A 12,792-nucleotide genomic window follows, 5' to 3' on the forward strand; every position below is an offset into this window, starting at 1 on the left:
GTGCGGGCACGGGCGCCGCCGGACGCGCGCGGCGCCGGCTGCCCGGGCCGGCAGCCAAAGCGCACGAGGGGAGTGCCATGACAAGTGTGAGCAGGAGATACGCGGCGGCGACGTCGCCCATGCGCGCCGGCCGCGAAGATGCCAAGGCGGCCGGCCCCGTCGTCCTCATGGTCTCTGGCGGCGCGGACTCCACGGCCCTCCTCCTGCTCGCCGCGACGGACGAGCTCGACATCGACGACGGCCGCGGGCTCGCGCGCATCGCCCGCGAACGCCTCCACGTGCTCCACGTGAACCACCAGCTCAGGGGCGATGCGGCGGATGGCGACGAGGCCTTCGTGCGCGAGCTCTGCGCCAGCCTCGGCATCCCCGTCGAGGTCGTGCGCGTCGACGTCGCGGCGCTTGCAGCTGACCCTGCCACCGGCGACTCCAACGTCGAGAACGTCGCACGAGAGGTGCGCTACGCTGCGGCGACGCGTCTGGCGAACCGCCTGTGCGAGGAGGCGGGCCTGCCCCGCTCCGCCGCGCGCATCCTCACCGCCCACACGGCCAACGACCGTGCGGAGACCTTCTTCATGCATGCCATCAAGGGCTCCGGCACGCAGGGGCTTTCGTCCATCCCGCGCCGGCGCAACCGCATCGTGCGCCCCCTACTCGATCGCACGCACGAGGAGCTCTGCCGTCTCCTCCGCATGCGCGGCATCGCTTGGCGCGAGGACGCGACGAACGCCGACACCCGCTACCTGCGGTCCTTCGTGCGCCACGAGGTCGTGCCGCGGGCGCTCGAGCGCAACCCGCGCCTCTTCGAGAGCATGGCCGCCACCTGCGAGATCCTCTCGGACGAGGACTCCTACCTCACGCAGGTCGCCTCCCGCGCGTTCCGCGCCCTCGAGCGCAGGCAGGAGGAGGGGCTCGTCGTGCTCGATGGGGCTCGCCTCGCCGCGGCGGACGTCGCCATCGCGCGCCGCGTCGTGCGCATGGCAGTGCTCGCGGCGCGCCCGGGTTGCCGCCTCGATTCGCGTCACGTTACGCGCGTGCTCGAGCTCGTGGCGGCGGGCGAGGGCTCGGCCACGTTGCCGGGCGGCGTCGACGCGCGCGTCTCGTACGGGATGCTCTTCGTGCGTGCCCGCGTGGCACAGGCCAGTGTCGCTACCTCGGGTTGGATCGAGGTTCCCGCGCTCGAGGGGATGGCAGGCGCTTCGAGCGTGCTCGCGGCTCCCGGGCCCGAGGGTGCGCTTCTGCTTGCTGCCGGCACGCTTACGGCGCGCCTGCGCGAGGTCGCCCCGGGGAGTGACCCGGTGGCGCTCGCCCGCGCCCACGCCCGCGAGTGGGAGGGTGCGTCCGTGTTGCTTGACGCCGAGTCGTGCGGGCTTGGTCCCCTGGGCGGCAGCCTCTGGGTCTCCTCGCCGGAGGTGGGCGAGGTGCTCTGCCCGCTGGGGATGCACGGTCAGTCGAAGAAGCTTTCTGACTTGCTGATCGACGCGAAGGTCCCTGCGGCGGAGCGTGCCGGTGTGCCCGTCGTGCGTACCGGCGACGGCGGGCGGATCCTCTGGGTAGCACCCCTCCGCGCCGACGAGCGCGCCCGTGTGACCGACGCCTCCCGCGTCCTCCTCGAGCTCCGACTCGTCCCCACGCGTCAGTGAGGCAGCTCGCACTGGCCACCTGAAAAAGGGACAGTCCCTTTTTCAGGTGGCTGCGGCGGGTTGACAAAGGGGCGGGTTGACAAAGGGACTGTCCCTTTGTCAACTGATGGCGACCGCCTGCGCATCGTTTCCCGCGCCGTCCCGTTTATTGTCAGACGGGGCTGGTAGAATGGCAGTTCCCACCGTGAGCGCCGGCAAGCGGCGCCGTGGGGCAAATGAGGCGACCGGCCTCAGAGAGGAGCGCTCCCATGGAGCAAATCCATCCAGACGTCGAGAGCGTCGTGCTCTCCGAGCAGGACATCAAGGATATCGTCACCCGCATGGGCGCGGAGATCACGCGTGACTACGCAGGCAAGAACCCGCTGCTCATCGCCGTGCTGCGCGGCGCCGTCGTCTTTATGGGCGACGTCATGCGTGCGATTGACTGCGAGCTCGGCATCGACTTCATGGCCGTCTCGAGCTACGGCGATGGCGCCAAGAGCTCGGGCGTCGTCCGTATCGTGAAGGATCTCGACACCAAGATCGAGGGCCGCGACGTCCTCATCATCGAGGACATCCTCGATTCTGGCCTCACGCTGTCCTACCTCATGAAGAACCTGCGCTCGCGCAAGCCCGCCTCCCTCGAGATTGCGGCCTTCCTCGTGAAGGACGTCGAGGGTCAGACCGCCGCCGTCAAGCCGCGCTACGTGGGCGCGCACGTGCCTGACTCCTTCATCGTGGGCTATGGCCTCGACTTCGCCGAGCGCTACCGTAACCTGCCCTACATTGGAGTCCTCAAGCCGGAGGTTTACGGTAAGTAGCATGAGTGAGAACAACCAGAGCAACGGCCCTGAGCGCCCTGGCGCCCCGGTGCCTCCCGGCACGCCCAATCCTGGCGACCAGCGCCGCGGCATCGTCTACACCATCCTGACGCTTGCGCTTATCGGCTACATCGTCTTCTCCTTCATGCCGGGCTTCATGTCCGGCCAGGCGGGTGCTGCGGAGCTCCCCACGAATGACGTTGTCACCGCCATCAAGGAGGACCGCGTCGACAACCTCACGTATCGCGCGGCGTCGGGCGAGCTTGCCGGCGAGTACTGGGACAACAAGCAGGACGTCGGCGATGACTCCAAGCTCGTCGCCTTCAAGAGCTCCTACGTTGGCTCCGACTCCCTGTCTGAGCTCATGGAGGAGCACCCCGGCACCACCTACGTGGTGGATACCTCGAACGATGACTGGATCGAGACCCTCCTGTTCACCGTCCTCCCGACGCTGATCATGGTTGCCGTCTTCGTCTACTTCATGCGTGGCATGCAGAACCAGAATGGCCGCGCCATGGGCTTTGGCAAGACCAAGGCGAAGACGACGGAGCAGACGCGCCCCAAGGTCAAGTTCGCCGACGTCGCCGGTGTGGACGAGGCTGTCGAGGAGCTCAAGGAGATTCGCGACTTCCTCGCCGAGCCCGAGCGTTTCCAGAAGATGGGCGCCAAGATCCCCCGCGGTGTGCTGCTCGTTGGCCCTCCGGGCACGGGAAAGACGCTGCTTGCCAAGGCCGTCGCCGGCGAGGCGGGCGTGCCGTTCTTCTCCATCTCCGGTTCTGACTTCGTGGAGATGTTCGTGGGTGTTGGCGCGAGCCGCGTCCGCGACCTCTTCAAGCAGGCCAAGGCCGCGAGCCCCAGCATCATCTTCATCGACGAGATCGACGCCGTCGGTCGCCAGCGTGGCGCGGGCCTCGGCGGTGGCCATGACGAGCGCGAGCAGACGCTCAACCAGCTCCTCGTCGAGATGGACGGCTTCGAGGCGAATGACGCGGTGATCCTCATCGCTGCCACTAACCGCCCGGACATCCTCGACCCGGCGCTGCTGCGTCCCGGCCGCTTCGATCGCCAGGTCACGGTCGACCGTCCGGACGTCCTCGGCCGCGAGCACATCCTTCGCGTTCACGCGGAGAACAAGCCGCTCGCCCCGGATGTCGACTTCAAGCGCCTCGCCCAGCTCACTCCGGGCTTCACCGGCGCGGACCTCATGAACCTCATGAACGAGAGCGCCCTTCTCGCTGCCCGCCGCAACAAGCCCCAGATCACCATGGCCGAGGTCGAGGAGGCAATGGAGCGCGTCATCGCCGGCCCCGAACGCAAGAGCCGCGTCATGACGGCGGAGGAGCGCAAGACCATCGCCTACCACGAGAGCGGACACGCCCTTGTCGGCCACATCCTCGACAACGCGGATCCGGTCCACAAGATCTCGATCATCGCGCGTGGCCAGGCCCTGGGCTACACGCTCTCGCTTCCGGAGGAGGACCACTTCCTCAACACGCGTAACGGCATGCTCGACCAGATCGCCGTGCTGCTGGGCGGCCGCACCGCGGAGGAGCTCTTCTGCAACGACATCACCACCGGTGCCAGCAATGACCTCGAGCGCGCCACGAAGATCGCGCGCCAGATGGTCACGCGTCTGGGCATGAGCGAGGAGCTGGGTACGCAGGTGTTTGGCGAGGCGCAGCACGAGGTCTTCCTCGGCCGCGACTATGCGGATCACCAGGACTACTCGGCGGAGACCGCCAAGCGCATCGATGACGAGGTCGAGCGCATCATGCGTGAGGCCCACAATCGCGCCCGCGCCGTGCTTGAGGCCCGTCGCGACCAGATGAACACGATGGCCGAGGTGCTTCTTTCCCGTGAGACCGTCGAGGGCGAGGCCGTGAAGGCCCTGCTCGACAACGAGTGGGACAACTACCTGGAGGCTCACCCGGAGGAGACCGTCGGCAAGCAGGCTGCTCCTGGCGAGGTCGATGAAGCTGTGGCTGCAGAGGCCGCCGCGGCAGCCCACGCCGCCCTTGCCGCCGAGTCTGGTGATGCCGCGGATGACGCCGCGCCTGCGAAGGAGCCCGCCGCCGGCGAGGATGCCAACGCGAACTAGTCACGGCTGGACAAGCAAGATCCGTCCGAGGGGCGGCGCGCAGTTCAGATTGCGTGCCGCCCCTTTTTGCGCAGCGACCCGATTTGCGCAGCGGCTCCGCGGCGGCCCTCTTGCGAGCCGGCCGATTTGCGCGACGGCTTGCCCTCGGCGCTGGCACTGGGCCGGGCGCCTCTCCGCGTCGTCCCCGCGGCGGCCTCTACGCTCCGCGTCCGCCCGTCGCTGTCATATGTAGCGCCGTCGTAACCTAGCGCTGCCATCGGAGGGATAGAATGCGACATAGCGCGCTGCTACCCGGCCCACGCTGACACGACAAGCCAATCGCGATCGAGGGGGACGACATGATCAACGAGACGATGTACGGCTACGGGGCATCCAAGAGCTCCATCCGAGACATTGCGGCCTATGCCGCCGTGCGCAAGGCCGAGATTGGCGTCGAGAACGTCTTCGACTTCAGCCTGGGCAACCCGAGCGTGCCCGCTCCCGCCGCCGTCGCCGAGTCGCTCAAGCACTCCGCGGAGCTCCCGCCCGTTCAGGTCCACGGCTACACGCCGGCAAACGGCCTGCCCGCCTGCCGTGAGGCCGTCGCTGCCTCCCTCACCCGTCGCTTCTCCGCCGAGATGGGCGACGCGCCCGTCGCCGCGGCCGATGACCTCTACCTCACCTGCGGCGCCGCCGCGTCCCTCTCCATTACGCTGCACTCCGTGACCAACCCCGGCGACGAGGTCATCGTCATCGCCCCGTACTTCCCGGAGTACCGCGTCTGGATCGAGACCTGTGGCTGCACCTGCGTCGAGGTCATGGCTGACGCCACGACCTTCCAGGTTGACGCCGACGCCGTCTCCGCCGCCATTACCGAACGCACCGCCGCCGTGATCATTGACTCGCCCAACAACCCCACCGGCGCCGTCTACACGCGCGAGACGCTCGAGAAGCTCGCCGACGTGCTCGAGGCTCGCGGCGAGGAGCTGGGTCACCCCATCTACCTCATCTCCGACGAGCCCTATCGCGAGATCACCTATGGTGCCGAGGTGCCGTGGGTGCCGGCCATCTACGTTCGCACCATTGTCTGCTACAGCTACTCCAAGAGCCTGTCGCTGCCGGGCGAGCGCATCGGCTGGGTGCTCGTGCCGCCCACCAACCCCGAGCACGACCGCCTCGTCCTCACCATTGCCGGCGCGGGCCGCACGCTGGGCTTCGTCTGCGCGCCGGCCATCTTCCAGCGCGTGGTGACTGATTGCGTCGACGAGCCGAGCGACGTCGCCGCCTATGCCGAGAACCGCGCTGCCCTCACGGAGGGCCTCGCCGCGGCCGGCTTCGAGTACGTCGAGCCGAACGGTGCCTTCTACCTCTGGGTCAAGGCACTCGAGCCCGATGCCAATGCGTTCTTCGAGCGTGCGAAGGCCCACGAGCTGCTGCCCGTCCCGTCCGATTCCTTCGGCTGCCCCGGTTGGGTTCGCGTAAGCTATTGCGTGAGCCACGACCTGATCGTCAACTCGCTGCCCGCCTGGAAGGCGCTGGCGGCGGAGTACAAGTAGGAAGGTGCCCATGCTCACTAACCGCTGCGACGTTCACACCCACACGCTCTTCTCCCGCCACGCGTACTCGACCATTCGCGAGAACGTTCTCGCCGCCGCCGAGCGGGGCGTCGAGGTTCTGGGCGATACCGAGCACTTCAGCTGCATGCTCTTCCCCGAGCAGCGCATGCGAGACTTCCAGTTCTTCTTCAACTTCGGCGCGTGGCCCAAAGTCTGGGAGGGCGTGCGCCTTATGCATGGCTGCGAGGCGGACATCGTTGACCTCGACGGACACCTCTTCGGCTATGACATCCCGGTTGACATGGAGATCAACGGCGCGCCTCTCGCCGAGGCCACGACCCTCAAGGAGAGGGTCTTCTCCGATTGTGACTACGTGATCGCAAGCGTGCACGACCGCTCGTTCACGCGTGGATCGGGAACCGTCGCGGGTACGCAGATGTACCTGAATGCCCTGCATGACCCCAAGGTCCTCATCCTCGGACACATCGGCCGCTCCGGTGTGGACTTCGACGTGCGAGAGGTTGTCGCCGAGGCGGCGCGACTGGGCAAGCTGATCGAGATCAACGCCCACAGCCTCGAGTTCAAGCGCGAGGCCGTGACCACCTCTTGCCGCAAGATCGCGGAGACCTGCGCCGAGTTGGGCTGCAAGATCGCCGTCAGTACGGACGCCCACATCTGCTGCTCCATCGGCAAGTTCGAGCCGGCGCTCGAGGTTCTCGAGGAGATTCACTTCCCCCAGGAACTCATCGCCACGACCAACGCCCAGACGTTTACCGCTGCGATGGCCGCTGCGGGCCTGGGAGAGTAGAGAGGTCGATAGAAGCCCTCGCCGTCGGAGTTGGTGGGGGTGGCTTGTCGCATAAAACGTCAGCCGGCGGGGACTCCGCACGCGAAGCGAGGGTTTTCCGAAGGCACCCGAGCGCAGCGTACGGCGTTCCCGCTGGTATTCATTTGGGAGACGCCGCTATCCCAGCTCGATTGTGAGCTCGACGGGGCAGTGGTCGCTTCCGTAGACCTCGGAGAGAATCGAGGCACCGGTCACGCGGTCTGCCACGTCGTCGCTCACGAGGAAGTAGTCGATGCGCCAGCCCGCGTTGTTCTTGCGGGCGTTGAAGCGGTAGCTCCACCAGCTATAGGCGCCCGTGAGCTCGGGAAATCGCGCGCGGAAGGTGTCGGTGAAGCCGGCGTCGAGCAGGCGCGTGAAGGACTCGCGCTCCTCGTCCGAGAAGCCCGCGTTGCCGCGGTTGGGGCCGGGATTCTTGAGGTCGATCTCCTCGTGGGCCACGTTGAAGTCGCCGCAGGTGACCACGGGTTTCTCCGTGGCGAGGCGGCAGAGGAACTCGCGGTAGGCGGTGTCCCACGCGAGGCGCGTGTCGATGCGCATGAGCTCGCCCTGGGCGTTGGGCGTGTAGACGTCTACGAACCAATACTCTGGGAATTCGAGGGCGCAGACGCGGCCCTCGGTCGCGGCGACGGCGACGAGCTCCTCGTCCTCCGCGGAGAGGACCTCGTGCGCGATGGGGAGCAGGGCGTCCGCGCGAAGGACCTGGAGCGGCTCCTCTCGGCTGAAGACCGCAGTGCCGGAGTAGCCCTTGCGTTCCGCGTAGCTCCAGGTCTGGTGGTAGCCGGGGAGGTCGAGCTCGATCTGGCCGGCCTGTAGCTTCGTCTCCTGGATGGCGAAGACGTCTGCCGCCGTATCCTCGACGACTTGGGTGAAGCTCGGGTCCTTCTTCATGACGGCGCGAAGGCCGTTGACGTTCCAAGAAACGAGCCTGAGCTCGCGGGCGTTTGGCATGGTTCCTCCAAAGTTGTTGCGTGCAGGAGGATTGTAGCCCAGCGGCGTCGCAGCGGGCCGCTGACGGACGTCGCGTGGGCTGCTCCGGCGCCGAGGCGGGCGACCAGCGGGCTGACCCCGGCGCCGAGGCGGGCGACCAGCGGGCTGACCCCGGAGCCGAGACATGCGTTTCTTCGAGTTATGGGGTCCCAATCGTCGCTATAACTCGAATTTCTGCATGTCTCGGCGAACCGAGGGCTGGCGAACCGAGGGCGCTTCCGTGGCTCGGCGTCGAGCGGCGGCTAGCCCTTCAGCCACTCCAGCCAGTTGTCCATCTCGCGCTCTGCCAGGGCGTGGCCCTGGTCGAAGACGGCGCGGAGGCGCTCGACGTTCGTCTCGGTGTTCTGGATGGGCATGCTCTCCGGCCGTACGACGAGGGCACGGCCTTCGCGCTCGAGTTCGGCCAGATGGTCGAGTGCCGCGTTGTAGCGCTCCGCGCGCGTGGCGAGTGCCTCGAAGACGTGGGGCTGCCCGGCGCAGACGCGGCGCATGATGCCGCGGGTGCCGTGGCCTATAGGCTCCTTGCGGTAGCCGGCAGGGCGCGTCGCGATGAAGAAGAAGCGCTCGAAGCCGTCCTCCTCCGCCATGTGCAGCGGAATCCCCGCGCCCGTGCCTAGCCCGCCATCGAGCATGACCTGGCCGCCCACCTCGATGGGCTTCATGACGAACGGCATGGTGGAGCTCGCGCGGACGAGACTCGCCATGCCCACGCGCGAGGTCATGTCATCGCGCGTCCAGGTGACGGTGCGGCCCGTGTCTCGCTCGAAGGCCTGGATGCGGAGCTGCGCGGGATTCGCTAGGAAGGTGTCCCAGTCAAACGGCAGCGTGCCGTCCTGAATGGCGCGCTCGTAGAGGAAGTCCGCGTTGAAGAAGCCGTTGCGGTGCATGAGCGAGCCGATGCCGCCGAAGCGATCGTCTCCGGCGATGTCGACGAAGGCCTGGCGCGTGCGATCCGCATCGCGCGAGAGGTAGTTGACTGCGTTGGAGGAGCCGGCGGAGACGCCGCAGACGTAGGGGAACCAAACCTCGTGCTCGATGAGCGCGGCCACGATGCCGGCGGTGTGTGCGGCGCGCATGCCACCGCCCTCCAGCACGAGCCCCACGCCGGGGACGTTGGCGGGGGCGATCGCCGGGGTGGGCCGCACGGCTTCGAGAGCGTTAGCGGGGGCGACTGCCGGGGTGGGCCGCACGATCCCGGAAGCGTTGGGCGGAGCCACTGCCTCGGAAGGTGTGCTGGTTGACTCCATGTTGGCCCCTTTCTTGTCCTGGCGGTCTATGGCACTTTAGCACGACGGAGTGAAGAGGTTCTGATCCGCCCTGGCGTCCGGCCGCTCCGGCACCCGGTTAACCCGGCACCCGGCTGCCCCGGCACCCGGCCGTTTGCCAAGGTCTATGCTTGTGCCGAAGTGACCACGCTCGAGAATCGAGGCTCCCATGCCCATCACCATCACGGACCCAACCGAGGCCGCCGCCGAGCTCAAGGCTCGCGTCGAGCGCCACGAGCGCATTGTCTTCTTTGGTGGCGCGGGCGTCTCCACGGCCAGCGGCATCCCGGATTTCCGCAGCGTTGACGGCTTGTACAACCAGCAGTTCGACTACCCGCCGGAGACCATGCTCTCGCACGGCTTCTACGAGACCCATCCCGCCGAGTTCTTCGAGTTCTATCGCACGAAGATGATCGCGCTTGGTGCCAAGCCCAACCAGGCGCACCTCAAGCTCGCCGAGCTCGAGCGCAAGGGCAAGCTCACCGCCGTGGTGACCCAGAACATCGACGGCCTGCATCAGGCAGCGGGTTCGAAGAACGTTCTCGAGCTGCACGGATCGGTCCGTCGCAACATCTGCCAGCGTTGCGGCGCCACCTATTCTGCCGAGTGGATTATGTCGCGCGAACACGAGGACGAGCGTGGCGTCCCCGTCTGCCCCGAGTGCGGCGGCGCGATCAAGCCCGACGTTGTGCTCTACGGAGAAAGCCTCGATGACCGCGTGATTCACGACTCCGTGCGCGCGATCCAGCAGGCGGACATGCTGATCGTGGGAGGGACGAGTCTCGTGGTCTATCCCGCGGCAGGTCTGGTCGACTATTTCCTCGGCCAGGAGCTCGTGGTTGTGAATCGCGACCCCATCCCCGTGAGCTCGCGCGCCAGCGTCATCATCCAGGCCGATATCGCCAAGGCCTTCGACTTCTAGCGATTCCGGGGTGGTATCGTCACACCTTCCCGTTCTGTGTTGGGTTTCCGCGCGACGGCGCGAAATCTGCCCGCCCGCTACAATCGAGAGAGCTAATCACGACGGAAAGGTGCCTATGCTTCGAGAAGACCAGATGACCTGGCGCTGCGGAAAACACGAGATATCGCTCGCACGCCCGCGCATTATGGGCGTGCTCAACGTCACGCCCGACTCCTTCTCGGACGGCGGCGCCCACGCCACGACCGCCGCTGCGATTGAGTGGGGCCTTCGCATGCTCGACGAGGGTGCGGACATCATCGATATTGGCGGCGAGTCGACGCGCCCCGGCTTTACCGCGGTCTCTCCGGACGAGGAGGGCAAGCGCGTTATCCCCGTGATCCGCGCGCTGGCCGACGCGGGTGCCATCGTCTCGATCGACACGCGTCACCCCGAGGTCGCGCGCCTCGCCGTCAAGCTCGGTGCCTCCATCATCAATGACGTGACGGGCTTCACCAATCCCGAGATGGTGCGCGTCGCCCAGGAGAGCGACTGCGGCTGCATCGTCATGCATGCCGGCGAGGTCTCCGAGCGCGCACCGCGCCAGACTGTCACGCTCGACTCGAGCGCCGCCGCCCGAGCTGCCGCCGCTGGCCTCACGGGTACCGCCACGAGTGCCGCGCCCCTGCCTAGCGCCCCCACCGGCGCCGCAGCAAACGCGAAGGCTGCCGATATCGCCGCAGCTAGCGCACCTGATGAACCCACCGCGGCCGAGCGCGCGGACGCCGCCGCGGCCGAGCGTCTTGACGAGGTCATGCGTCGCAGCGCCCGTGGCGTGACGAGCGCTTCCGTCTCCCTGGCGGGAGGCAACCGCCGCTTCACCCTGCCGGAGGAGGCGCCCATCATGCGCCGCGTCATGGGCTTCCTCGGCGACCAGGCCCGCGAGCTCATGCGCGCCGGCGTTGCCCGCGACCGCATCTGCATCGATCCTGGCCCCGGCTTCGGTAAGCTCGCGGATGAGGATGTCGTCATCCAGCGCGCCTGCGCCAAGATGGTCTCTATGGGCTATCCCGTGCTTTGCGCCGTCTCGCGCAAGCGCTTCGTGGGCGCCGTCTCCGGCGTGACGGAGGCTCCCGCGCGCGACGCGGCGACCGCCGGCGTCTGCATCGCCGCCGTGGCGGCGGGCGCCCGTGTTCTGCGCGTCCATGACGTGGCGGGCGTCTCGCAGGCGCTTGACTCGTACTGGGCCATCGCCCATCCGGATCCGCGCCGCGCGTTCGTGGCGCTGGGCTCGAACGTCGGCGACCGCGTCGAGTACCTCGCCCGTGCCTGCGAGCTCATCAACGCCATCCCGCTCACGTGCGTCACCGGCGTGAGCCATGCCTACGAGACGGACCCCGCCTACGGCATCGCGCTTCCCGTCGCCAATGCCGTCGCTGAGATAAAGACCGAGCTCGCGCCCCTCGTCCTGCTCGACGCGCTCATGGGCGTGGAGAAGCAGCTCGGCCGCAAGCGCGTTCCCGGACAGGAGGGCCACGGCCCCCGCACCATCGACTGCGACCTCCTCTGGATGGAGGGGGAGACCCACGCCGGCCGCAAGCTCGCCCTGCCGCACCCGCTTCTGGGCGAGCGCGACTTCGTGCTCGTGCCGATGGAGGACCTCATGCACGATCCCGTCCGCTTCCTCACGCACGCGGGCATTTCGATCAAGCCGCGCGAGGAGCGTGTGGGCCTCGTTCGCGCTGACCTGGGAGAGATTTCATGGGAGTAGCTGAGATAGAGAACGCCGATTGCGTCGCAGGGGCACCCGAGCTGCAAATCGTTGCCAGCACGGGGTCGACGAACGACGATGTCATGGAGCTGGGTCGCGGCTCTGCCCCGCATGGCGCCTGCGTCGCCGCTCACGAGCAAACCGCTGGTCGCGGCCGCCGTGGCCACGGTTGGGGCTCTCCCTCGACGGGCCTCTACCTCTCCGTGCTTCTCCGCCCGGACGTCCCGATGAGCCACTACATGGGCATCTCGGCCGTGTGTGGCATGGGCGTGCTCGACGCGCTGCACTCCCTTGGTGCCACTCGCGCGACCCTCAAGTGGCCAAACGACGTGGTGGTTTCTGCCGCGGACGCCTCCGTCCCCGATCGCAAACTCGCGGGAATCCTCGTCGAGGCAGGCACGGGCGACTCCGGCATGTTCGCGGTCTGTGGCATCGGCGTGAACCTCGAGCGTCCGGTGCTCGAGGGTGACATGGGAAGCGTGAATCCGCTCGCGCCCGCAGGCATTGCGGACGCAATGGCCGAGGGCGCCGAGGTTCCCGGCTTCGATGAGCTTGCGCAGGCCATCCGCGACGCCGTGGTGGCTCGCGCGGACGCCTGGGCCGCCGCCGTGAACTCGGGCCATGCCGTGGCTGGCCCGCTGGCACCCGTGCTCTCGGAGTATTTCGATGTGCTGCCGCTCATGGGTGCGCGCGTCGACGTGGTCTACCCCAACGGCAACGTCGCCGCGACGGGCGACTTCGTGGCTGTCGACGTTTGGGGGCGCGCGACCGTTCGTCTGGAGGACGGCCGCGAGGTTGTCGTCTCGAGCGAACAGGCAAGTCTGCGCCGTACCGCGAAGTAGGCGCCTGCCTAGCCTCCAACAAACGCCTCGGGGCGGCTCCGCATCGTGCTGGAGCCGCCCCGCTTTTGTTCGCGCCATATGGTTCGCGCGCCACCGTCCGCGCGTGTCG

At 67.6% G+C, this 12,792-nt stretch carries 10 protein-coding genes; 8 read left to right on the forward strand and 2 right to left on the reverse strand.

What is annotated here, in order from left to right; all coding sequences use genetic code 11:
• The first annotated feature begins 77 nt into the window (after window positions 1-77).
• From tilS to ACTQ1Z_RS07920, 5 genes are all read left to right on the forward strand, one after another.
• Window positions 78-1,640, forward strand: a complete 1,563-nt coding sequence (tilS, locus tag ACTQ1Z_RS07900; protein ID WP_441860075.1) for a tRNA lysidine(34) synthetase TilS — start codon at window positions 78-80, stop codon at window positions 1,638-1,640.
• Window positions 1,641-1,888: 248 nt separating this feature from the next.
• On the forward strand, window positions 1,889-2,440 hold the full coding sequence (gene hpt / locus ACTQ1Z_RS07905) for a hypoxanthine phosphoribosyltransferase (protein ID WP_293837074.1): 552 nt from the start codon (window positions 1,889-1,891) through the stop codon (window positions 2,438-2,440).
• A gap of 1 nt (window position 2,441) precedes the next feature.
• Window positions 2,442-4,538 carry an ATP-dependent zinc metalloprotease FtsH gene (gene ftsH, locus ACTQ1Z_RS07910; protein ID WP_441860078.1) on the forward strand — a complete coding sequence of 699 codons (2,097 nt, stop codon included), beginning with the start codon at window positions 2,442-2,444 and terminating at the stop codon, window positions 4,536-4,538.
• A 338-nt stretch (window positions 4,539-4,876) separates the two neighbouring features.
• Complete coding sequence (locus ACTQ1Z_RS07915; RefSeq protein WP_441860080.1) at window positions 4,877-6,073, forward strand: pyridoxal phosphate-dependent aminotransferase; 1,197 nt, start codon at window positions 4,877-4,879, stop codon at window positions 6,071-6,073.
• 10 nt (window positions 6,074-6,083) lie between these two features.
• Window positions 6,084-6,881, forward strand: coding sequence for a phosphatase (locus tag ACTQ1Z_RS07920; RefSeq protein WP_441860082.1), 798 nt, complete (start codon window positions 6,084-6,086; stop codon window positions 6,879-6,881).
• A 156-nt stretch (window positions 6,882-7,037) separates the two neighbouring features.
• Here the strand turns inward: ACTQ1Z_RS07920 and ACTQ1Z_RS07925 are convergent, their stop codons facing one another.
• The gene (locus ACTQ1Z_RS07925; RefSeq protein WP_441860084.1) at window positions 7,038-7,868 is read right to left on the reverse strand and encodes an exodeoxyribonuclease III; all 831 of its coding nucleotides are present in this window, start codon (window positions 7,866-7,868) and stop codon (window positions 7,038-7,040) included.
• Between the two features lie 281 nt (window positions 7,869-8,149).
• Window positions 8,150-9,154 (reverse strand): patatin-like phospholipase family protein, encoded by a 1,005-nt coding sequence (locus tag ACTQ1Z_RS07930; protein WP_441860086.1) that lies wholly within the window; start codon window positions 9,152-9,154, stop codon window positions 8,150-8,152.
• Window positions 9,155-9,341: 187 nt separating this feature from the next.
• Between ACTQ1Z_RS07930 and ACTQ1Z_RS07935 the strand changes: the two genes are divergently transcribed.
• The 3 genes from ACTQ1Z_RS07935 (at window position 9,342) to ACTQ1Z_RS07945 (ending at window position 12,683) form a co-directional block, all read left to right on the forward strand.
• Window positions 9,342-10,094, forward strand: a complete 753-nt coding sequence (locus tag ACTQ1Z_RS07935; protein WP_441860088.1) for an NAD-dependent protein deacylase — start codon at window positions 9,342-9,344, stop codon at window positions 10,092-10,094.
• Between the two features lie 115 nt (window positions 10,095-10,209).
• The gene (gene folP, locus ACTQ1Z_RS07940; protein WP_441860090.1) at window positions 10,210-11,841 is read left to right on the forward strand and encodes a dihydropteroate synthase; all 1,632 of its coding nucleotides are present in this window, start codon (window positions 10,210-10,212) and stop codon (window positions 11,839-11,841) included.
• A complete protein-coding gene (locus ACTQ1Z_RS07945) occupies window positions 11,832-12,683 on the forward strand; it encodes a biotin--[acetyl-CoA-carboxylase] ligase (RefSeq protein ID WP_441860092.1) in 852 nt (283 codons plus the stop codon). Before folP ends, ACTQ1Z_RS07945 begins: the two co-directional genes overlap by 10 nt.
• Window positions 12,684-12,792 lie beyond the last annotated feature (109 nt).

It is taken from the genome of Parolsenella sp. LCP21S3_E11, from assembly GCF_052118165.1.
Taxonomy (GTDB): domain Bacteria; phylum Actinomycetota; class Coriobacteriia; order Coriobacteriales; family Atopobiaceae; genus Parolsenella.

Excerpts from the sequence above, each read along its gene's own strand:
- ACTQ1Z_RS07945 (WP_441860092.1), top strand. The coding sequence starts at position 11,832 with ATGGGAGTAGCTGAGATAGAGAACGCCGATTGCGTCGCAGGGGCACCC.
- folP (WP_441860090.1), top strand. The coding sequence starts at position 10,210 with ATGCTTCGAGAAGACCAGATGACCTGGCGCTGCGGAAAACACGAGATA.
- ACTQ1Z_RS07925 (WP_441860084.1), bottom strand. The coding sequence starts at position 7,868 with ATGCCAAACGCCCGCGAGCTCAGGCTCGTTTCTTGGAACGTCAACGGC.
- ACTQ1Z_RS07920 (WP_441860082.1), top strand. The coding sequence starts at position 6,084 with ATGCTCACTAACCGCTGCGACGTTCACACCCACACGCTCTTCTCCCGC.
- ACTQ1Z_RS07935 (WP_441860088.1), top strand. The coding sequence starts at position 9,342 with ATGCCCATCACCATCACGGACCCAACCGAGGCCGCCGCCGAGCTCAAG.
- ftsH (WP_441860078.1), top strand. The coding sequence starts at position 2,442 with ATGAGTGAGAACAACCAGAGCAACGGCCCTGAGCGCCCTGGCGCCCCG.
- ACTQ1Z_RS07930 (WP_441860086.1), bottom strand. The coding sequence starts at position 9,154 with ATGGAGTCAACCAGCACACCTTCCGAGGCAGTGGCTCCGCCCAACGCT.
- ACTQ1Z_RS07915 (WP_441860080.1), top strand. The coding sequence starts at position 4,877 with ATGATCAACGAGACGATGTACGGCTACGGGGCATCCAAGAGCTCCATC.
- tilS (WP_441860075.1), top strand. The coding sequence starts at position 78 with ATGACAAGTGTGAGCAGGAGATACGCGGCGGCGACGTCGCCCATGCGC.
- hpt (WP_293837074.1), top strand. The coding sequence starts at position 1,889 with ATGGAGCAAATCCATCCAGACGTCGAGAGCGTCGTGCTCTCCGAGCAG.